This is a genomic window from Achromobacter sp. 1L-A-4-B-C2, assembly GCF_057291955.1.
In genome coordinates this window covers 27,647-47,069 of record NZ_JBXAWP010000003.1, presented here as the reverse complement: position 1 = coordinate 47,069, position 19,423 = coordinate 27,647, and the positions used below count along the sequence as shown (strand labels likewise).

Below are 19,423 nucleotides of genomic sequence, written 5' to 3'. Positions count from 1 at the left end.
TGATACGCACAGGGTGGAAAACGGCAGGCGGCGGGATCAGCATCCCGCCGCCTGATGGCGCCGCGCCCGCACGGGGCGCGCGCCGCTTACTTGGTGTCGCGGATCGCGTCAATCAGCTTCTTGTCGAACTTCTTGTAGTACTCGGGGTAGGCGGGCTCGACGGCGGCGGCAAAGGCGGCGCGGTCCACTTCGGACACTTGCATGCCTTCTTTCTTCAGCTGTTCAACGCCGGTTTTCTCGATGTTGTCCACGTAGGCGCGCATGGCCATGGCGGATTCCTTGCCGGCCTTGTCGAAGTTGGCCTTGTCGGCGGCCGACAGGCCGTCATAGACGTTGGCCGACATCAGCACCAGCGCCGGGCCGTACACGTGGCCGGTCAGCGACAGGTACTTCTGCATTTGCGACAGCTTGGCCGACGTGATGACCGACAACGGGTTTTCCTGGCCGTCGATGGTGCCTTGCTGCAAGGCGGTGGCCACTTCGGGCCAGGCCATGGGCGTGGGCAGGATGCCGATCTGGCGGAAAGCCGTGATGTGGATCGGGTTTTCCGTGGTGCGGATCTTCAGGCCCTTGGCGTCGGCCGGGGTCTTGACCGGGCGCACGTTGTTGGTCAGATGGCGAAAGCCCTGCTCGCCCCAGGCCAGGGCAATGATGCCGCGGCTGGGAAACTTGGCCAGCATGTCCTGGCCGATCTTGCTGTCCAGCACGGCGCGCGCGTGTTGCAGGTCGCGCAGCAGGAAGGGGATATCGAAAACCCCCGTCTCGGGAACAAAGTTCAGGGTGGCCCCTGTCGAAACGATGGCCAGGTCGATCGTGCCGATCTGCAAGCCTTCGATCACTTCGCGTTCGCCGCCCAGCGCGCTGTTGGCGAATTGCTGTACTTTGTATTTGCCGTTCGACGAGGCCTCGATGGACTTGGCCATGGCGTCGGCGCCCGCGCCGTAGTGCGACGAGGTCGACAGGGCGTAGGCCATCTTCAGGGTGGTCTGGGCTGCCGAGGGCAGGGAGGTGGCGGCCGCGCAGGCGGCCAGAATCGTGGCCGCAAGCCAGGATTTACGCATTGTCTTCTCCGGTATTAGGTATCTTTATGGGCGGCGTTGCCGCCCGCCCCGGGATGATATCGGGATTCGGACGGCCAATAAGCGGTTTTTAACATTGATGAATGATGGATTTCCCTGATATGTCACAGGCCAAGCGCCCCGGTTTCTGGTCCACCCTGCGCCTGGGCGCCAGGATGATGATGCGCGACGCCCGGGCGGGCGAACTGCGCTTGTTGGTGCTGGCCTTGGTGGTGGCCGTGGCCGCCGTGACCAGCGTGGGCTTTCTGGCCGACCGCGTCGGGCGGGCGCTGGAACGCGATGCGGGCCAGATGCTGGGCGCCGACCTGGTGCTGGACGCCGACGAGCCCGTGCCTGCCGCGTTTCTGGACCAGGCGCGCGAACGAGGCCTGACGCTGTCCAGCACCTGGCAGTTTCCGTCCATGGTGGGGGCGGGCGACGGCGCCCAGCTGGCCGCGCTCAAGGCCGTGGAACCTGGCTACCCGCTGCGCGGCGCGTTGCGCGTGGCCAACGCCCCGTTCGCGCCGGACGCGCCCACCCGCGACATCCCGCCCCAGGGCGCGGTGTGGGTCGATGCCCAGTTGCTGGCCCTGTTGAACCTGAAAGTGGGCGACACGCTGAACGTGGGCGACGCCCATCTGCGCGTGGACCGCGTCATCACGTACGAGCCGGACCGTGGCATGCAGTTCGTCAACGTGGCCCCGCGCGTGCTGCTGCGCGCCAGCGACCTGCCCGCCACGGGCCTGATCGCGCCCGGCAGCCGCATCGGCTACGCCATGCTGGTGGCCGGCCAGCCGGACGCCGTGGCCGGTTATGCCACCTGGCTGAACCAGAACATCAAGCGCGGCCAGAAAGTGGCCACGCTGGAATCGGGCCGGCCCGAAGTGCGCCGCACGCTGGACCGCGCGCAGCGCTTCCTGTCGCTGGTCGCCTTGCTGGCGGTGCTGATTTCGGCCGTGGCGGTCGCGCTGGCGGCCGGCCGCTACATGACGCGGCACCGCGACGGCATCGCCGTCATGCGCTGCCTGGGGGCGGTGCAATCGCAGGTCTCGCGCATGCTGACGCTGGAGTTTGCGCTGGTGGGCCTGTTTGCGTCGGCGGCGGGTTGCCTGCTGGGCTTTGCCGTGCACCAGGTGCTGGTGATGCTGCTGGGCTCATTGATCGACACGCGCCTGCCCGCGCCGTCCGCGATACCCGCGTTGCAAGGGGTGCTGACCGGTCTGTTGCTGTTGCTGGGCTTTGCCTTGCCCGCGCTGGCGCAGCTGCGCCATGTGCCGCCCGCCCGGGTGCTGCGCCGCGACGCGGACACGCTCAGCGCCCGCAGCGCGGTCGGCTACGCGGTGGGCGCGGTCGGCTTCGCCTTGCTGATCTGGTGGTTCGCGGGCGATGCAAAGCTGGGCACCGTGGTGGCCGGGGGCTTCCTGGGCGCCTTTGCCGTGTTCGCGCTGGTGGCCTGGCTGTGCATCCTGGGCCTGGCGCGTGTGCGCGGATTGGCCTCGGGCCTGCCCGCGCTGCGCTTTGCGCTGGCGGGCGTGGTGCGCCGTCGCGCCGCGACGATCACGCAGGTGTGCGCGCTGGCGGTGGGCCTGATGGCGCTGTTGCTCTTGACCATGACGCGCACCGACCTGATCCAGGGCTGGCAGCGCACGATGCCGGCGGATGCGCCCAATCGTTTCCTGATCAACGTGCAGCCCGACCAGCGTCAGCCCGTCACCGACGCGCTGACCCGCGAAGGGCTGGGCGGCATCACGCTGTCACCGATGGTGCGCGGGCGGTTGATCGCCATCAACGGCAAGCCGGTCGGCCCCGACGACTACGAAGAACCGCGCGCCAAGCGCCTGGTGGACCGCGAATTCAACCTGTCGTACGGCGACCAGATGCCGTCGTCCAACAAGATCGAGCAAGGCCGCTGGCTGAAGCCGGGCGCTTCCGAGGTCTCGCTGGAATCCGGCCTGGCCAAGTCGCTGGGCCTGAAACTGGGCGACAAGATGACCTTTGACGTGGCCGGCCAGCAGGTCCAAGCCGCCGTCACCAGCACCCGGCGGGTGGATTGGGATACGATGCGCGTCAACTTTTTCGCCATCCTGACCCCCTCGGCGCTGGCCGACATGCCCCAAAGCTGGATCACCTCTTTTTACCTGCCGCCCGACAAAGCGGCCGTGCTGCCCGCCCTGGTGCGTCAGTTTCCCAACCTGACCGTGTTCGACGTGGGCGCCATCCTGCAACAGCTGCAATCCGTGCTGAACGAAGTGGGCAAGGCCGTGCAACTGCTGTTCCTGTTCACGCTGGCCGCGGGCGTGCTGGTGCTGTCGGCCGCGCTGACGGCCACGCGCGACGAGCGCATGCGGGAAGCGGCGGTGCTGCGCGCGCTGGGCGCCACGCGCTCGCAACTGGCCCGGTCGCAGCGTATCGAGCTGTGGGCGGTGGGCGGCTTGGCGGGGCTGTTGGCGGCCGCCGGCGCCACCGCCATTGCCTGGGCGCTGTCGACCCAGGTGTTTGACTTCACCATTACCCTGAGCCTGTGGCCGTGGCTGGCCGGCATCGGGGCAGGCATGCTGGGCGCCTGGGCCGGCGGCGCCCTGGCCCTGCGCGGCGTGTTGCGCACACCGCCGCTGGTCACCCTTCGAGAAACCTGATGACAACCCGAGTCCATACCATTAGCGAACCCGTGGAAAATTCCCGCAGTATCTTTGACCTTCTGGGTGGCGAACCCGGTGTGCGCGCGCTGGTCGACCGCTTCTATGACCTGATGGACATGGAGCCTGACCTGAAAGAACTGCGCGCCGCGCACGGCCCCAGCCTGGACGAGGCCCGCAACAAGCTGTTCTGGTTCCTCTGCGGCTACTTTGGTGGCCCCGACCATTACATCGAACGCTTCGGCCACCCCCGTTTGCGCGCGCGCCACCTGCCGTTTTCCATCGGCCAGGTCGAACGCGACCAGTGGGTGACGTGCATCGGGCGCGCCATGGAAGACCAGGGCATCGACCCGGCGCTGGTGGAGCGGCTGCTGGAATCGTTCTACGGCGTGGCTGACTGGATGCGCAATCGTGAAGGCTGATGGCGCACGCTCGGGCGCGGTGCGCCAGGCCTGGCCCGCGCCGCTGGCCGGCGCCATGCTGAGCGACGCGCGCCTGGGCAACGCCGGCCCCGACATCTTCAACCCCGGCCACTATGGCGACCGCGCCCGGCCCGTGGACGCGGGCGGCCGCCAGGCAGCCTGGTTCGTGCAAGGGCAGGGCTGGCAGGGCGTGTTGCGGCGCTACCGACGCGGCGGCATGATCGCCCGCATCAGCCGCGACGCCTACCTCTGGAACGGCGAAGACCGCACCCGCAGCTTCCGCGAATTCCGCCTGCTGGCCGCGATGCGCGCCCAGGGCCTGGCCGTGCCCGCGCCGCTTGCCGCCGCCTACTGGCGCCAGGGCCCCATCTACCGCGCGGCCATCATCGTGGAACGCATCCCCGGCGTGCGGCCCCTGGCCCATGCGCTGGCCGAGCCGCTGTGGGGCGCCGTCGGGCAGGCCATCGTGCGCATGCATCGCGCGGGCGTCTGGCACGCGGACCTCAATGCGTTCAACATCCTGATCGGCGCCGACAACCAGGTCTGGCTGATCGACTTCGACCGTGGCACGCAGGGCGCCCTGTCCGAGCGCCAGCGCCAGGGCAACCTGGATCGCCTGCGCCGATCACTCGTCAAGGTGGCCGGCGAAGAGGGCGACCGCTACTGGATGAAATTGCGCGACAGCTACTGGACCGCCTGGGGCGTGGGCGTGCAGCCCTGACCCGGGGCTTGGCCCCGCCCGCGGTCGGCCGCTAATTGCGCGAACTCGCCGGTAAAGTTGGGCAGGTCATCGCTAAAAAGCTTTATCATTTCGCCTTTTGGTAGTCCTGACATACACGGCATACGGCAAGGGGCATGTAATGGAACTAAGGGCGGGAATGCGCTGGGCGCTTGGGGCGGTGTTGGTCGCGGCATCGGCATCGTCGGCGGTCGCGCAGAACAAGGTCGTCAACGTCTACAACTGGGCCGAGTACACGGCGCCGGACACGATTCCGGGTTTCGAAAAAGAAACCGGCATCAAGGTCCGCTATGACGTCTACGACAGCAACGACACGCTGCAAGCCAAGCTGCTTGCCGGCAAGTCCGGTTACGACGTCGTTGTACCGTCCACCCATTACGCCTCGCGCCAGATCGAGGCAGGGCTGTTCCAGAAGCTGGACAAGTCCAAGATCCCCAACTGGAAATACCTGGACCCCGAAGTGATGGCGCTGGTCGCCTCCGTCGATCCCGGCAACCAGTACGCCATTCCGTGGGGCTACGGCACCAATGGCCTGGGCTACAACGTCACCAAGGTCAAGCAGATCATGGGCGACAACGTCGACCTGGCCAACTGGGACATGATATTCAAGCCCGAGAACGCCGCCAAGCTGAAAGAGTGCGGCATCTCGATGCTGGACGAAGCCGCGCAGGTGTTTCCCGCCGTGCTCAAGTACCTGGGCAAAGACCCCAACAGCACCAACGCGGACGACTACAAGGCCGCGCTGGACGTGCTCAAGCAGATCCGCCCGTACATCCGCCAGTTCAGTTCGTCGGGCTATATCGACGAACTTGCCGTGGGCGACCTGTGCATGGTCTACGGGTTTTCGGGCGACGTGATGATTTCCCGCAAGCGCGCGCAAGAAGCTAAGAAGTCGTATGAAGTGAACTACTTCATCCCCAAGGGCGGCGCGCCCGCGTGGTTCGACCTGATGGTCATCCCCAAGGATGCGCCGCATCCCGAAGAAGCCCTGGCGTTCATCAACTACATCGAAACGCCGAAGGTGCACGCCGCCATCACCAACACGATGTTCTACCCCAACGCCAATAAAGAGGCGCGGCAGTACGTGGTGAAAGACGTGGCCGACAACCCCATGATCTATCCGCCGGCTGAGGTCTCCAAGACCTTGTATGTGATCAAGGCGCTGCCCTTGAACATTCAACGCCTGCAAAACCGGATGTGGTCCGAGCTGAAGTCTGGAAGATAAGTCATGAGCGATAGCCGTTACTCGGCGCCGCATACGGTGGACCCGGACGAATTCGTCCGGGTGTCCGATGTGGTCAAGATTTTTGGCGATGTGGTCGCCGTGCGTTCCGTCAACCTGTCCGTCAAGCGCAACGAGATCTTCGCGCTGCTGGGAAGCTCCGGCAGCGGCAAGTCGACCTTGCTGCGCATGCTGGCCGGTTTCGAGGACGCCACCTCGGGTCAGATCCTGCTGGACGGCGAGGACATCACCAGCGTGCCGCCTTACCGCCGGCCCGTGAACATGATGTTCCAGTCGTACGCGTTGTTCCCGCACATGACGGTCGAGGCCAACGTGGCGTTCGGGCTGAAGCAGGAAGGCGTGGACCGCGCCGAAATCCACGACCGCGTGTTCGAAGCGCTGGACCTGGTCCAGATGGCCGGCTATTCGCGCCGCAAGCCGCACCAGCTGTCCGGCGGCCAGCAGCAGCGCGTGGCGCTGGCGCGCAGTCTGGTCAAGCGCCCCAAGCTGTTGTTGCTGGACGAACCGATGTCCGCGCTGGACAAGCAGATTCGCCAGAAGACGCAGATTGAACTGGTAAAGATCCTTGAGCAGGTGGGCGTGACCTGCATCATGGTCACGCACGACCAGGAAGAAGCCATGACCATGGCGCACCGCCTGGCCGTCATGACCGAAGGCCAGATCGTCCAGTGCGGCACGCCGCAGGATGTCTACGCCTTTCCGAATTCGCGTTTCGTGGCCAGCTTCATCGGGTCGACCAATATGTTCACCGGCACCATCGTGGTGGACGAACCCGACCACGTCGCCATCGAATGCGCCGAGCTGACGCGGCCGCTCTTCGTGAACCACGGCGTCAGCGAACCGCTGGGCATGGAAGTGCACGTGTCCATCCGGCCCGAGCGCCTGCTGGTCTCGCGCGACCAACCCGACGGCGAATACAACTGGGCCCACGGCATGGTCAGCCACATGGCCTGGATGGGCAGCTACGCGCTGTATCAGATCCGGCTGGATTCCGGCAAGACGGTTGAGGCCAGCGTGCCCAGCCTGCTGCTGGCCCAGATGGACGCCCCGGGCATCGACGAAGAAATCTTCGTCAGCTGGGGCGCCGACAGCGCGACGGTGCTGGCGTCATGATTCGTTTTTCGCCCCGCGACTGGTTGCCGTCGGGCCGGGCGCTGGCGGTGGTGCCGCCGTTCGCCTGGCTGGTGCTGTTCCTGCTGCTGCCCTTCCTGCTGGTATTGAAGATCAGCTTTGCCGAAGTCAAATTCGGTATTCCGCCGTATACGTCGCTGGCTGAATTCCAGGATGAAGCCGTGCAGTTCAGCCTGCACCTGCGCGGCTACATCCTGTTGTTCACCGACAGCCTGTATTTCAAGACCTACCTCAGCTCGGTGAAGATCGCCGGCATCACCACGCTGATCTGCGTGCTGATCGGCTACCCCATCGCCTATTACATCGCGCGCTCTTCGCCGCGCGTGCGCAACCTGCTGCTGCTGGGCGTGATCCTGCCGTTCTGGACGTCGCTGCTGCTGCGCGTTTACGCCTGGGTCGGCATCCTGCGCAACGACGGGCTGTTGAACAACCTGCTGCAAAGCCTGGGCATCATTTCCAGCCCGCTGGAAATCTATCGCACCGACGTGGCGGTGTATATCGGCATGGTCTACGCCTATCTGCCGTTCTTCATCCTGCCGCTGTACGCCACGCTGGTGAAGATGGACCTGCGCCTGCTCGAAGCCGCTTACGACCTGGGCGCCAAGCCGTGGCAGGCGTTCTGGCAGATCACCGTGCCGCTGTCGCGCCAGGGTGTGATCGCCGGGGCCATGCTGGTGTTCATTCCGGCGGTGGGCGAATACGTCATTCCTGAAATGCTGGGTGGCGCCAATACGCTGATGATGGGCCGCGTTATGTGGAACGAATTCTTCAACAACGCCGATTGGCCGATGGCGTCCGCGGTGACCTGCGTGATGGTGTTGCTCTTGCTCGTGCCGCTGGTCGTCTTCCAGTACAACCAGGTCAAGCAGCAGGAACTGGCCAACGGAGGCCGCAAATGAAGGGCCCCAACAAAACGTTGCGCGCCGTGGTGCTGGGGCTGGGATATTTCTTCCTGTACGTGCCCATCATCAGCCTGATGGTGTTCTCGTTCAACGAGTCGCCCACCGTCACGTCGTGGGCAGGCTTTTCTTTCCGCTGGTATCACGCGCTGGCCAATGACGATGCGCTGCTGCGCGCGGCGTGGCTGTCGTTTCGCATCGCCGCGATGACGGCCACCGCCGCCGTCATCATCGGCACGTGGGCCGGCTACGTGCTGGGCCGCATGGGGCGGTTTCGCGGCTTTGCGCTGTACGTGGGCATGTTGAGCGCGCCGCTTGTCATACCCGAAGTCGTGCTGGGCATTTCGCTGCTGCTGATGTTCGTGGAGCTGCGCGGCAGCCTGGGATGGCCGTCGGAAAACGGCGTGTTCACCATCTGGGTCGGACATGTGACGCTGTGCATGGCGTTCGTGGCCGTGGTCATCCAGACCCGTATTCGCGACCTGGACCGTTCGTTGGAAGAAGCCGCGCTGGATCTTGGCGCCACCCCCATCACCGTGTTTTTCAAGATCACGCTGCCCTTGATCGCACCGGCGTTGGCGTCGGCCTGGCTGCTGTCTTTCACGCTGTCGCTGGACGACGTTGTGCTGGCCTCGTTCCTGTCCGGCCCCAGCTCCAGCACGCTGCCGATGGAAGTGTTTTCGCGGGTGCGGCTGGGGCTCAAGCCCGAGATCAACGCGCTGGCCACCTTGTTCATCCTGGCCGTGGGCACGTGCGTGATCCTGGCCAACCGCCTGCAATGGCGCAAGGAGTCTGAATCCAAATGAAGCAAACCACCCTGTATGGCCTGACCAAGTGCAGCACCTGCGTCAAGGCGCGCGACTGGCTGTCCGAACATGGCGTTGACCATGCCTTTGTGGACTACCGGGACAACCCCGTGGATGCGGCCACGCTGAAATCGTGGTCCGACCAGGTCGGCGGCTGGGAAAAGCTGGTCAACCGTTCGTCGATGACGTGGCGCAACTTGCCGGAAGACCGCAAGTCGGCCCATACCGACAAGCAGTGGAGCGACCTGATCGCCGAATACCCGGCGCTGGTGCGCCGCCCCGTCACCGTGACACCCGACGGCGAAGTCACCGTGGGCTTCAGCGAAAAGCGTTACGGCGAGCGCTTCGCCTGACGCCAGGCGGGTTGCGATGACGGCTGCAAAGTCGGCTTCCCCCAGCTCGGTATCGCGCGGCGCCGGCCAGGCGCTGCCCGATGCGTTCTTTGACCGCGATGCCTGCACGCTGGCGCGCGAGCTGTTGGGCAAGGTCATCCGCCATCGGGTTGACGGGCTGTGGCTTTCGGTGCGCATCATTGAAACCGAGGCTTACTACCTGGAAGAAAAGGGCAGCCACGCGTCCCTGGGCTACACCCACAAACGCCGCGCACTCTTCATGGACGGCGGCGCCATCTATATGTATTACGCGCGGGGGGGCGATTCGCTCAATTTCAGCGCCGGGGGGCCGGGCAACGCCGTGCTGATCAAGTCCGGGTATCCCTGGACGGACGCACTATCCGGCCCGGACGCGCTGGCCCGGATGCAGGCGTTGAACCCCGATGCGCAAGGCCAGCCTCGCCCGCCATCGCGGCTGTGCGCCGGGCAGACGCTGTTGTGCCGGTCGTTGGGGCTGAAGGTGCCGCAATGGGATGCGCGCCGCTTCGATCCCGAGGCGTTGTATGTGCAAGACGTGGGCGATTCGCCCGACGCGCTGATCTGCACCACGCGCCTGGGCATTCCGCCGGGGCGCGACGAACATCTGCATTACCGTTTTGTGGACCCGGCGTACGCCGCGTTCTGCACGCGCAACCCCTTGCGGCGAGGCCAGCGCGCCGGCCATGATTATGTGTGGGTGGATCGCCAGGGCGTCGTGCTGCCCGAAGCGCCCGGAATGCCCGAAGTGCGCTAGGCGCTTGGGGTGCCCGAGGCGGCCCGGGCTTTGTTTGCCGCCTCGATGCGCGCCTGCAACGACTTGCGCATTCTTCCGTACTTGCGGGCGATGCGCTTGCGGTTAAGGCTTTTGCTCCACGCGTAGACCGGCACCAGCGGCAACACGCCGAAGCCGTCCACCAGATACATGCCCGGTTTGCCATCGGCGTTCAGGCCACAGGCGATATTGCTGGCCGATATGTCGTGCAGCACGACGTGCGCGTCGGCCAGGTCGTCGAAGAATTCGTCCAGCTGTTCGAAGAACTTGGCGTCCACGCGGCCTTGCCTGGCCAGGTCCGCCACGGTGGGCGCCATGTTGCCGTCGGCGTCCGTGATTTTCTCGACGACCAGCCCCAGGCCCAGCGAGGTCTGCGCCACGCCCAGAATGCGTGCCATCGGCACCTGCCAGACGCCCGAGGGGCGCGTCGTGGTGGTGACGTATTCGGCAATCTCGTTCAGGTAGACGCGGTAGGCGCTTTCCCGCTGGTACTGCTTGTACCAACGCTTGAACGGCCGCGTTTCCAGGTAGACCGCTCGGGCCTGCATGTCCATGACCTTGACCAGCAAGGCGGGAAAGTTCGGGTGCTGGAAAATGTGGCGATCACCGCCGGTGACCAGCGGCTTTTGCGTATCCAGGTCCAGGGGGCCGAATACGGATTGGAAGCTTGAACCGGACTGAGCGGAGAAGGGGTTGGCGGAATTCAAATTGGGTCGAACGTTGTGTTCAGGGTTCGGGAAGTTTAATCCCGTTGGGACGGCGGCGTTGGGCGGCATGCGGCACCGCTTGTCGTTTGGTTACAACGCGACGATGATGCGGCCTACAATTTGCGCCTTTGGAGATGCCTGTTTTGAATGACATTCTGCTTTGGGTCGCCGCGGGTGGCGCGGTGCTGGCTTGTGTGGCGGCCTTGTTGGCGTGGCTGCGGCCGTCGGCCGATCATGCGCGGCTGGATGCGCTGCTGGAAGGCCTGGAAAGAACCGAACGCGCGCTGCGCGCGGATATCGCGGAAGGCCAGCGTGGCCTGCGCAGCGAATTTTCGGAGTCGACCCGGGCGTTGCGAGTGGAACTGGGGCAGTCGCAGGGCGAACTGCGCGCCGGCCTGGCGCGCGACGCGCAGGCCGCGCGCGCCGAATCGGCCGAGTCGCTGGCCCGTTTCGCGGCCGGCTTTGGCGAGCAGTTGCAAGGGCTGATCCAGATCAACGAACGCCGCCTGATGGAGGTGCGCGCCACCGTCGACCAGCGCCTGCAATCCCTGCAAACCGACAACAGCGCCAAGCTGGACGAGATGCGCCGCACCGTGGACGAAAAACTGCACGCCACGCTGGAGCAGCGCTTGGGCGAATCCTTCAAGCTGGTGTCCGACCGCCTGGAAGCCGTGCATAAGGGGCTGGGCGAAATGCAGGCCCTGGCCGCCGGCGTGGGCGATCTGAAACGCGTGCTGACCAACGTGAAGTCGCGCGGCACCTGGGGTGAAGTGCAGTTGGCCCGGCTGATCGAAGACAACATGACGCCCGACCAATACGCCAGCAACATCAAGCCGGTGCCGGGCAGCGACGCGGTGGTCGAATTCGCCATCCGCTTGCCGGGTCGTGGCGATGGCGGCGAGCCCGTCTGGTTGCCGATCGACGCCAAATTTCCCAAGGAAGAATACGAACGCCTGATGGATGCGCAGGACGCGGCCGACGCGGAAGGCGTGAAGGCCGCGGGCGCCGCGTTGGGCCGCGCCGTGGAACTGCAAGCGCGGCTGATTGCCGGTAAATACGTGTCGCCGCCGCATACGACGGACTTCGCCATCATGTTCCTGCCCACGGAAAGCCTGTACGCCGAGGTGCTGCGCCGCCCCGGCTTGCTGGACAAGCTGCACGACCTGCGCATCAACGTCGCCGGTCCCAGCAACCTGGCGGCGCTGCTGAACAGCTTGCAGATGGGCTTTCGCACGTTGGCGATCGAGCAGCGCTCGTCCGAGGTGTGGCAGGTGCTGCGCGCCGTCAAAACCGAATTCGGCAAGTTCGGCGACGCGCTGGCCAGCGTGAAGAAGACGCTGGACACGGCCAGCAACAAGATCGGCCAGACGGAAGTGCGTACCCGCGCCATGCTGAAAAACCTGCGGAACGTTGAAGCGCTGCCTGAAGCGGATGCGTTGCGCTTGTTGGCGGATGGCGCGGATGGCGCGGATGGGGTAGACAACGGGGACGGCGGCGACGGCGCTGACTTCGACGGCACCGACGATGCCGCCCAACGGCCGTCTTCCAGCGCCAGCCAGCCGTAGTCGGCCGACATGGCGCCGGCCCCGCTTGCGGCGCCGGCTTGTTGCTGAGCCGGACTGTCGATATCCTGGCGTGTGCGGCATGTCGCCGTCGAACCCCCGGAGCATCGCAAGCATGAGCACCGCTGACCGCCATGATTCCTCATCCCTCGACGCGACGGCGCTGGGCGCCGATATCGCCCAGGGGGTCACTACCGCGCTTGCTGCAATGCAGCAGGCCGTGGAGCGGGTGGCGGCGCGCAATCCCTCCATCAACGCCGCCTGCGGCGTCCAGGCCGAGACCGGCTTGCGGCTGGCCCAGGCGCTGGACGACGAGCTTGCCGCCTTGTCCCCGGAACAACGGCGGGCGCAGTTGGACACCCGGCCCTTCCTGGGCGTGCCGACTTTGCTCAAGGATCTGGGCACGGCGGCGCTGGGTTTGCCCAGCGCCATGGGGTCGGTGCTGTACGGGCACGTGCAATGGGATGTGGATGCCGAAATCGTCAAGCGTTACCGCCGCGCCGGGCTGATTCCGTTCGGCCGCACGACCAGCGCCGAATTGGGCCTGAGCCCCACCACCGAATCCCCCGTCTACGGGCCGGCCACCCAAAACCCCTGGAAGGCCGGCCATAGCGCGGGCGGTTCCAGCGGCGGCGCGGGCGCGGCGCTGGCCAGCGGCATGGTCCGAATCGCGCACGGCAGCGACGGCGGTGGCTCCATCCGCATCCCCGCTTCTTGCTGCGGCGTGCTGGGCTTGAAGCCGTCGCGCGGGCTGATGCCCTTGGGGCCGTTGAAGGGCGAAGGGTGGGGCGGCCTGGCCACCGAACACATGATGACGATTTCGGTGCGTGATTGCGCCGCGTCGCTGGACATCAGCGCAGGGGCTGACGTGGGCGCGCCCTACGCCGCGCCCGCGCTGGCCACCCCGTCGTACCGGGCGGTCGTTGTCCGCGTTGCCGCCGACCCGCACAACGCGCCGCGCCGCCGCATCGCCTTCGTCAACACCACCTATGAAGGCGGGGCCATCCACCCCGAGGTTGCCGCCACCGTGGATGAAGCCGCGCGCTTTTTTGCGTCGCTGGGGCACGAGCTGGTCCCGGCGCTGCCGCCCGTGGGCTCGGAAGAGGTGCTTTCGCCCATGCTTCCGCTTATTGCCAGCGCCGCCGCCAACGCCATCGACGGCTTTGTGGCCACGCGCGGGCGCCGGCTGGCCGCCGACGAACTGCAACCCACCACCTTGGGCGCGCGGGAATACGCCCGGGCCATTTCGGGCGCGCAGTACGTGGCGTGCGTGGACACCTGCCACGAAATCACTCGCCGCATCGGCCGCTTCCTGCATCGCGATGGCGCCCAGGGGCATGATCTTTTCCTCAGCCCGGTGTTGGCGCAGCCGCCGGCGCCACTGGGCCGTTACGCCATGGACAACGCCGACTACCTGGCCTACCGTCTGGGCAAGAAGGGCGTGATCGGCTATTCACCGTTCGCGCCCTTGGCCAACCTGACCGGCATGCCCGCCATCTCGATTCCGTTCGGCATGTCGTCCGACGGCCTGCCCATCGGCATCCAGGTTATGGGCCCCTTGGGCAGCGAAGCGTTGCTGCTGGAATTGGCGGCGCAGGTTGAAGTCTTGCGGCCATGGGCACAGGTGGCGCCCATGGCCAGATAGCCTTTTATTCAGGAGCCGCCATGTCTTCCTTTGCCACGCGGGTTACGTCGGCCGCGTCTGCCTCGTCCGCCACGTTTTCCACGCACACCGTGCAGAACCAGGTTCCCGTGCTGGAAGACTATTCGCTGTACGACACCGACCCCGCCTTGCAGGAAGCGGTGCGGCGCGAAGGCGCGCAGGCCTGGCACGGTGACCTGGCCGCGCACGGTGCGTGGCTGGGGCGCGCGCAAACCCTGGAGGCCGGGCACGAAGCCAACCGCTGCCCGCCCCGGCTGATTGCCTATGACCGAGGCGGGCACCGCATCGATCACGTGGAATTTCACCCGGCCTGGAACCTGCTCATGAGCGGCATCCTGGCGCGCGGCTTGCACAGCCGCGCCTGGGCGCAACCGACGCCCGGCGCACAGGTGGCGCGCGCCGCCGCCTATCTGATGCAAGGGCAGGTTGAAGCCGGCACGCTATGCCCCACCACGATGACGTTCGCCGCCGTGCCACTGCTGCAACGTGAGCCCGCCGGCGCGGTGGACTTCGCCGGGCAATGGTTGCCCGCGCTGTATTCGCGCGACTTCGATCCGGCGGACGCGCCCTTGGCCGCCAAGCGCAGCGCGTTGATCGGCATGGGCCTGACCGAAAAGCAGGGCGGCTCCGACCTGCGCGCCGCAACCACCCGCGCGGCGCCCCTGGGCACGCCGGGCCGGGGCAATGCGTATCAGCTCGTGGGCCACAAGTGGTTCTTTTCGGTGCCGCAAGCGGACGCCCATCTGGTGTTGGCGCAGACGGACGAAGGGCTCAGCTGCTTTTTCGTACCCCGCTGGATACCGGACGGGCCGCGCAACGCCATTCGGGTGCGCCGCTTGAAAGACAAGCTGGGTAATCGCAGCAACGCCAGCGCCGAAGTCGAATTTGAAAATGCCTGGGGCGTGATGGTGGGCGAGCCGGGGCGCGGCCTGGCGGTGCTGCTGGAAATGGCGGCCACCACGCGGCTGGATTGCGTCCTGGGCAGCGCGGCGTTGCTGCGTCAGGCCGTGGTGCAGTCGCTGCATCATGCGCAGTATCGGCATGCCTTCGGCAAATCGCTGATTGCGCAGCCGCTGATGCGCAACGTGCTGGCCGACCTGGCGCTGGAAAGCGAGGCGGCGATGGTGCTGGCGCTGCGGCTGGCCCGCGCCGTGGACGAACGCGCTGACGCGCAGGCCCGAGCGCTGGTCCGTGTGGGTACGCCCGCCGCCAAGCTGTGGGTGTGCAAACGCGCCATCAACGCCATCGCGGAATGCATGGAAGTGTGGGGCGGCAACGGCTATGTGGAAGAAGGGCCGATGCCGCGCCTGTACCGCGAGGCGCCCGTCAATTCCATCTGGGAAGGCTCGGGCAATGTCATGGCGCTGGATGTGCTGCGCGCCTTGCAACGCGAGCCCGACGCGTTGCCCGCGTTGGATCACGAATTCGCGCCGGCCGCCGGCCATGCGGCCTTTGCGCGCGCTCTGTCGGCGTGGCGCGCGCTGCTGGCCGACCCCGCACAGGCCGAATTCCAGGCACGCCGTATCGCCTGCGGCCTGGCGCGGTTGTGGCAGGCCGCCTTGCTGATCCAGCATGCGCCCGCGGCCGTTGCAGAGGCCTTTGTGGCCAGCCGGCTGCAAGCGGGCGGCGGGGTGTTCGGCGAACTGGGGCCGGACACCGATACAGCCGCGATCCTGGCGCGTGCCTGGCCACCCGCCGCCGCATGCTAAATTTCCTGGCTTGAACAACCTTCCCGCATTCTTCCCGCCATGCTCTCCCAGCAAGAACTCAAGCAACAAGCCGCCGACGCCGCCCTGCAATTCGTAGAACAGGTCGCTGGCCCGGACGTCATCATCGGCGTGGGCACGGGCTCTACGGCCGATCTGTTCATCGACGGCCTGGCGCGTTTCAAGGGCCGCATCGGCGGCACCGTCGCCAGCTCGGAGCGCAGCGCGGCCCGCCTCGCGGGTCACGGCCTGAAGGTGCTGGACCTGAATGATGTGTCGACCATGCCCATCTACGTGGACGGCGCCGACGAAATCGACGCGGACCTGTCCATGATCAAGGGCGGCGGCGGCGCGCTGACGCGCGAGAAAATCGTGGCCTCGGTGGCTGAACGTTTCATCTGCATCGCCGACGAATCCAAGCTGGTCCAGACGCTGGGCAAGTTTCCGCTGCCGCTGGAAGTGATTCCGATGGCGCGCGAATCCGTGGCCCGCGCCCTGACGGCCCTGGGCGGGCAGCCGCGCCTGCGTGAGGGATTCGTCACCGACAACGGCAACATCATCCTGGATGTGTCGGGCCTGGCTATCTCGGATGCGCGCGCGTTCGAGGCGCGGGTCAACAACCTGCCCGGCGTGGTCACCTGCGGTTTATTCGCCCTGGCCGGCGCCGACGTGGCGCTGCTGGCCACGCAGTCGGGCATCCGCCGCCTGGACCGCGCGGCGTAACGTCGGCGGGCTGCCCGGCCTTGATTCATAATCCTGTCACACTTGGGTCATAACCTTGCCGGTTGTGCAGGCCCATCTCGTAACTCTCTTATTTCGGGGCAATGCAATGAGATCAACCACGCAGGGAGCCCGGATGACGGAGCATACAAACAAGCAGTTCGACGCCGATCTGGAAAGCGTCCGTTCGCAGTTCTTGCAAATGGGCGGCTTGGTGGAAGCCATGATCCAGGAAGCGATCGACGCGCTGGCCACCGGCGACCTGTCGCTGGTGGAAAAAGTCCGCGAGCGGGAAAAAGAAGTCAACCGCCACGAAGTCGAGATCGACGAGAGCATCAGCCGCATCCTGGCCCGCCACCAGCCCACCGCGATCGACCTGCGCATGCTGATGGCCGTGTCCAAGATGCTGACCGACATGGAACGCTCGGGCGACGAGGCCGAGAAAGTTGCCACCGTGGCGCGTCGCATCCACGAAGCCGAACTGCGCCACATCCCGGTGATTGAACTGCGCCACATGGCCGCCGCGGTGCGCACCATGCTGCATCAGGCGCTGGACGCGTTTGCGCGCCTTGACCCGATCCAGGCCGCCGCCGTCGTGCGCAGCGACAAGGAAGTGGACAAGGAATGGAAGGGCGCGCTGCGCCACCTCATCACCTACATGATCGAAGACCCGCGCACCATTTCGCGCGCCATCGACATGATCTTCATTGCGCGTGCGCTGGAACGCATTGGCGACCATGCCAAGAACATGTCCGAACGCGTGATCTACATGGTCAAGGGCGCCGACGTGCGTCACACGGGCGTCAAGAACACCGAGCGCCTGGCGCGCGGTGAAGAAGAGTCGGAAGAGGACGCGTAAACCAACGGCTTGCGGCCCGACGGCTTGCGGCCACGCAGGCGAATAGACAAAACCCGGCACATCGCGCCGGGTTTTTTATGGCCTGCATCGCACTGCGGCGCACCGCGCTACAGCGGCAGCACGGCGCCCTGGCATAGCCGGGGGTCGGGCACGCCGGGCTTGCCGGCGTCGATACGCCCCGCAAGCCTGCGCCCGAAAGCCGGCAGGGCGGGCGCACTGACCTGCACGTCGTACCAGCCTTCGCAGCCCACGTACTTCAGCTCCAATGCGCCGCCCGCTTGCACGTGCGCCATCGTGCGCCAACCGTCGCCCATGTTCGATTCCAGCTTGACCGGCTGCGGCGTATCGCTGTGGTTGACCAGCCGGATGCGCAGGCCGGAAGTTACCGGCACCAGCTGCGCTTCCAGCATGCCGGCATCTTGCGCATCGCCCTTGAATTGGCGATGGAAGCCGTCCGGACCCAGCAGCCATAGATCGTAGGCGCCGCCCGTGCCCAGACGCCAACCATCGTCCAGCCGGGCGCCGGGGCCGATGGTGTAGCGGCGGGGCGCGCGCGCCAGGTCGTGGCGATCGTAGACGTGCAGCACAGCCGCCGCGCTGCCGGGGTTGCGCAGGGTCAGCCGATAGTGCTCGGCGTCGGCGGTCATGCGGCCCACGGCTTCCAGCGCGTACGGCAGGGCGCAGGCGTGGCGGTTGCTGTCGGGATGATGCGGGCCCCGGTCGCCGCTGAAGTCGAAAGCGGATGTCAGGTCGCCCGCCACGGCCCGCCGCCATGCGCTGATGTTGGGTTCGGCCACGCCAAAGCGCGCTTCCAGAAAGCGGATCACCGAGGTGTGATCGAACACCTGCGAATTGACCCAGCCGCCTCGGCTCCAGGGCGAAACCACCAGCATCGGCACGCGCGGCCCCAGCCCGAAAGCGCGGCCGTGCAGGGCGGCAGGGTCTTCCAACGCGGCGCTGGGTCCGCATCGGGCATCGTGGTATTCGCCGTCCAGTTCCACCGTGGACAGGCCGCCCGAATAGCCATCGTCGTGGCGCGCGGGGGGCGCCGGCGGCGGTGCGTGGTCGAAGAAGCAATCGTTTTCGTCATAGGTAACGAGGAAAACGCAGCGGCTCCAGGTGTCGGGATTGCCGGTCAGGATGTCCAGCACGCGCTCGGTGTAGGCGCCGCCCTGCCTGGGCGACGACACTTCGGGATGTTCCGAATCGGCCGTGGGCGCGATGATCCACGACACGGCCGGCAACTGGCCGGTGGCCACGTCGCGCGCCAGGTCATCCAGCGTGTGGGTGGACAAGGCGCGGTCGCGCAGCGGCGCCGACTCCGCGCTGCTGGCGTAGGCTTGGCGATACTGCCGGAAGCCTGCCAGCGGATTGTCGTGAAAGTTGTCGGCCATGTCCTGGTAGATGCGCCAGTCCACGCCGGCGTCTTGCAGGCGTTCGGGGTAGGTGGTCCAGCCATAGCCTTCTGTGGCTGGCCCCAGCCGGTCGTAGGTGTTCACCAGCGCCGGGCCGCCGGCGGTGCCGGTGGGGTCATTCGTGCCCGTCCACAGGAACAGGCGGTTGGGATTGGTGCCCGCGTGCAATGAACAGTGGTAGGCGTCGCACACGGTGAATGCGTTGGCCAGGGCGGTCTGGAACGGGACGTCCTGGCTGGTGTAGGCGCCCAGCCCCAGGCGGCCCTTGGCCGGCAGCCAGTGGTCCATGCGGCCGTCGTTCCAGGCGTCTTGCGCATCCATCCAGGTGTGCGGCGTGATATAGCCGACGGGCGTGTCGCTGGCATGTTCGGCGCGCAGCGAATAAGGCCGGCAGGTGGCCGCGCCGTCAGTCTGCGTCAGCACGTTGCCGGCGATGGTGGGCACGGGATGCGGATCGGCAAAGCCTCGCACGCCAGGCAGTGTGCCGAAATAATGATCGAACGACCGGTTTTCCTGCATCAGGATGACAACGTGCCGGACATCGCGCAGCGTACCCGTCTGGCGATCGGGTTCGATCTGCATGGCGCGCTGAATGGACGACGGCGGATCGGCGGGGAGAGGCAAGCGCGATTCTTCTTTCATGACAGCATTAATACGGCCGGCAAACTTCGATCTTAAGGGCAGCTTCAGCTTGCGTGTCCGTGATCACGCGAC

General features: G+C 66.3%; 17 protein-coding genes. 14 read left to right on the top strand and 3 right to left on the bottom strand.

Annotation, left to right across the window (positions count from 1 at the left end):
• Positions 1-86: 86 nt before the first annotated feature.
• Complete coding sequence (locus tag AC0Z35_RS13565) at positions 87-1,061, bottom strand: TRAP transporter substrate-binding protein (RefSeq protein WP_046805478.1); 975 nt, start codon at positions 1,059-1,061, stop codon at positions 87-89.
• Positions 1,062-1,162: 101 nt separating this feature from the next.
• Here AC0Z35_RS13565 and AC0Z35_RS13560 point away from each other — a divergent pair, with 101 nt between their 5' ends.
• The 9 genes from AC0Z35_RS13560 (at position 1,163) to AC0Z35_RS13520 (ending at position 10,059) form a co-directional block, all read left to right on the top strand.
• Positions 1,163-3,694, top strand: coding sequence for an ABC transporter permease (locus AC0Z35_RS13560; RefSeq protein WP_104143285.1), 2,532 nt, complete (start codon positions 1,163-1,165; stop codon positions 3,692-3,694).
• The gene (locus AC0Z35_RS13555) at positions 3,694-4,116 is read left to right on the top strand and encodes a group II truncated hemoglobin (protein ID WP_082134514.1); all 423 of its coding nucleotides are present in this window, start codon (positions 3,694-3,696) and stop codon (positions 4,114-4,116) included. The genes AC0Z35_RS13560 and AC0Z35_RS13555 overlap by 1 nt, the downstream gene beginning before the upstream one ends.
• A complete protein-coding gene (locus AC0Z35_RS13550) occupies positions 4,106-4,837 on the top strand; it encodes a 3-deoxy-D-manno-octulosonic acid kinase (protein WP_314364428.1) in 732 nt (243 codons plus the stop codon). Before AC0Z35_RS13555 ends, AC0Z35_RS13550 begins: the two co-directional genes overlap by 11 nt.
• Before the next feature lie 139 nt (positions 4,838-4,976).
• Positions 4,977-6,080: a polyamine ABC transporter substrate-binding protein gene (locus AC0Z35_RS13545; protein WP_104143288.1), complete on the top strand. Its 1,104-nt coding sequence runs from the start codon at positions 4,977-4,979 to the stop codon at positions 6,078-6,080.
• A gap of 3 nt (positions 6,081-6,083) precedes the next feature.
• Positions 6,084-7,211, top strand: coding sequence for an ABC transporter ATP-binding protein (locus AC0Z35_RS13540; RefSeq protein ID WP_046805474.1), 1,128 nt, complete (start codon positions 6,084-6,086; stop codon positions 7,209-7,211).
• Positions 7,208-8,128, top strand: coding sequence for an ABC transporter permease subunit (locus AC0Z35_RS13535; protein WP_054428121.1), 921 nt, complete (start codon positions 7,208-7,210; stop codon positions 8,126-8,128). Before AC0Z35_RS13540 ends, AC0Z35_RS13535 begins: the two co-directional genes overlap by 4 nt.
• Positions 8,125-8,934 (top strand): ABC transporter permease subunit, encoded by an 810-nt coding sequence (locus tag AC0Z35_RS13530; RefSeq protein WP_046805472.1) that lies wholly within the window; start codon positions 8,125-8,127, stop codon positions 8,932-8,934. Before AC0Z35_RS13535 ends, AC0Z35_RS13530 begins: the two co-directional genes overlap by 4 nt.
• Positions 8,931-9,287: a Spx/MgsR family RNA polymerase-binding regulatory protein gene (locus AC0Z35_RS13525; protein WP_046805471.1), complete on the top strand. Its 357-nt coding sequence runs from the start codon at positions 8,931-8,933 to the stop codon at positions 9,285-9,287. The genes AC0Z35_RS13530 and AC0Z35_RS13525 overlap by 4 nt, the downstream gene beginning before the upstream one ends.
• Before the next feature lie 16 nt (positions 9,288-9,303).
• A complete protein-coding gene (locus AC0Z35_RS13520) occupies positions 9,304-10,059 on the top strand; it encodes a DNA-3-methyladenine glycosylase (protein ID WP_485132485.1) in 756 nt (251 codons plus the stop codon).
• On the opposite strand, the gene AC0Z35_RS13515 is transcribed toward AC0Z35_RS13520, so the two are convergent.
• On the bottom strand, positions 10,056-10,784 hold the full coding sequence (locus tag AC0Z35_RS13515; RefSeq protein WP_223264789.1) for a PhoP regulatory network YrbL family protein: 729 nt from the start codon (positions 10,782-10,784) through the stop codon (positions 10,056-10,058). The two genes, AC0Z35_RS13520 and AC0Z35_RS13515, sit on opposite strands and share 4 nt — an antisense overlap.
• Before the next feature lie 134 nt (positions 10,785-10,918).
• Between AC0Z35_RS13515 and AC0Z35_RS13510 the strand changes: the two genes are divergently transcribed.
• The 5 genes from AC0Z35_RS13510 (at position 10,919) to phoU (ending at position 17,294) form a co-directional block, all read left to right on the top strand.
• On the top strand, positions 10,919-12,349 hold the full coding sequence (locus tag AC0Z35_RS13510; protein ID WP_223264790.1) for a DNA recombination protein RmuC: 1,431 nt from the start codon (positions 10,919-10,921) through the stop codon (positions 12,347-12,349).
• A gap of 112 nt (positions 12,350-12,461) precedes the next feature.
• A complete protein-coding gene (locus AC0Z35_RS13505; RefSeq protein ID WP_485132486.1) occupies positions 12,462-13,991 on the top strand; it encodes an amidase in 1,530 nt (509 codons plus the stop codon).
• Positions 13,992-14,011: 20 nt separating this feature from the next.
• Entirely contained in the window at positions 14,012-15,718 is a 1,707-nt protein-coding gene (locus AC0Z35_RS13500; RefSeq protein ID WP_485132487.1) for an isovaleryl-CoA dehydrogenase, read from the top strand.
• Positions 15,719-15,757: 39 nt separating this feature from the next.
• Positions 15,758-16,438: a ribose-5-phosphate isomerase RpiA gene (gene rpiA / locus AC0Z35_RS13495; protein ID WP_046805465.1), complete on the top strand. Its 681-nt coding sequence runs from the start codon at positions 15,758-15,760 to the stop codon at positions 16,436-16,438.
• A 133-nt stretch (positions 16,439-16,571) separates the two neighbouring features.
• Positions 16,572-17,294: a phosphate signaling complex protein PhoU gene (gene phoU, locus AC0Z35_RS13490; protein ID WP_046805464.1), complete on the top strand. Its 723-nt coding sequence runs from the start codon at positions 16,572-16,574 to the stop codon at positions 17,292-17,294.
• A 107-nt stretch (positions 17,295-17,401) separates the two neighbouring features.
• Here the strand turns inward: phoU and AC0Z35_RS13485 are convergent, their stop codons facing one another.
• Positions 17,402-19,351 carry a phosphocholine-specific phospholipase C gene (locus AC0Z35_RS13485; RefSeq protein ID WP_485132488.1) on the bottom strand — a complete coding sequence of 650 codons (1,950 nt, stop codon included), beginning with the start codon at positions 19,349-19,351 and terminating at the stop codon, positions 17,402-17,404.
• Positions 19,352-19,423: the final 72 nt, after the last annotated feature.

Excerpts from the sequence above, each read along its gene's own strand:
- AC0Z35_RS13565 (WP_046805478.1), bottom strand. The coding sequence starts at position 1,061 with ATGCGTAAATCCTGGCTTGCGGCCACGATTCTGGCCGCCTGCGCGGCC.
- AC0Z35_RS13560 (WP_104143285.1), top strand. The coding sequence starts at position 1,163 with ATGATGGATTTCCCTGATATGTCACAGGCCAAGCGCCCCGGTTTCTGG.
- AC0Z35_RS13555 (WP_082134514.1), top strand. The coding sequence starts at position 3,694 with ATGACAACCCGAGTCCATACCATTAGCGAACCCGTGGAAAATTCCCGC.
- AC0Z35_RS13545 (WP_104143288.1), top strand. The coding sequence starts at position 4,977 with ATGGAACTAAGGGCGGGAATGCGCTGGGCGCTTGGGGCGGTGTTGGTC.
- AC0Z35_RS13540 (WP_046805474.1), top strand. The coding sequence starts at position 6,084 with ATGAGCGATAGCCGTTACTCGGCGCCGCATACGGTGGACCCGGACGAA.
- AC0Z35_RS13535 (WP_054428121.1), top strand. The coding sequence starts at position 7,208 with ATGATTCGTTTTTCGCCCCGCGACTGGTTGCCGTCGGGCCGGGCGCTG.
- AC0Z35_RS13530 (WP_046805472.1), top strand. The coding sequence starts at position 8,125 with ATGAAGGGCCCCAACAAAACGTTGCGCGCCGTGGTGCTGGGGCTGGGA.
- AC0Z35_RS13525 (WP_046805471.1), top strand. The coding sequence starts at position 8,931 with ATGAAGCAAACCACCCTGTATGGCCTGACCAAGTGCAGCACCTGCGTC.
- AC0Z35_RS13520 (WP_485132485.1), top strand. The coding sequence starts at position 9,304 with ATGACGGCTGCAAAGTCGGCTTCCCCCAGCTCGGTATCGCGCGGCGCC.
- AC0Z35_RS13510 (WP_223264790.1), top strand. The coding sequence starts at position 10,919 with ATGCCTGTTTTGAATGACATTCTGCTTTGGGTCGCCGCGGGTGGCGCG.
- AC0Z35_RS13505 (WP_485132486.1), top strand. The coding sequence starts at position 12,462 with ATGAGCACCGCTGACCGCCATGATTCCTCATCCCTCGACGCGACGGCG.
- AC0Z35_RS13500 (WP_485132487.1), top strand. The coding sequence starts at position 14,012 with ATGTCTTCCTTTGCCACGCGGGTTACGTCGGCCGCGTCTGCCTCGTCC.
- rpiA (WP_046805465.1), top strand. The coding sequence starts at position 15,758 with ATGCTCTCCCAGCAAGAACTCAAGCAACAAGCCGCCGACGCCGCCCTG.
- phoU (WP_046805464.1), top strand. The coding sequence starts at position 16,572 with ATGACGGAGCATACAAACAAGCAGTTCGACGCCGATCTGGAAAGCGTC.
- AC0Z35_RS13485 (WP_485132488.1), bottom strand. The coding sequence starts at position 19,351 with ATGAAAGAAGAATCGCGCTTGCCTCTCCCCGCCGATCCGCCGTCGTCC.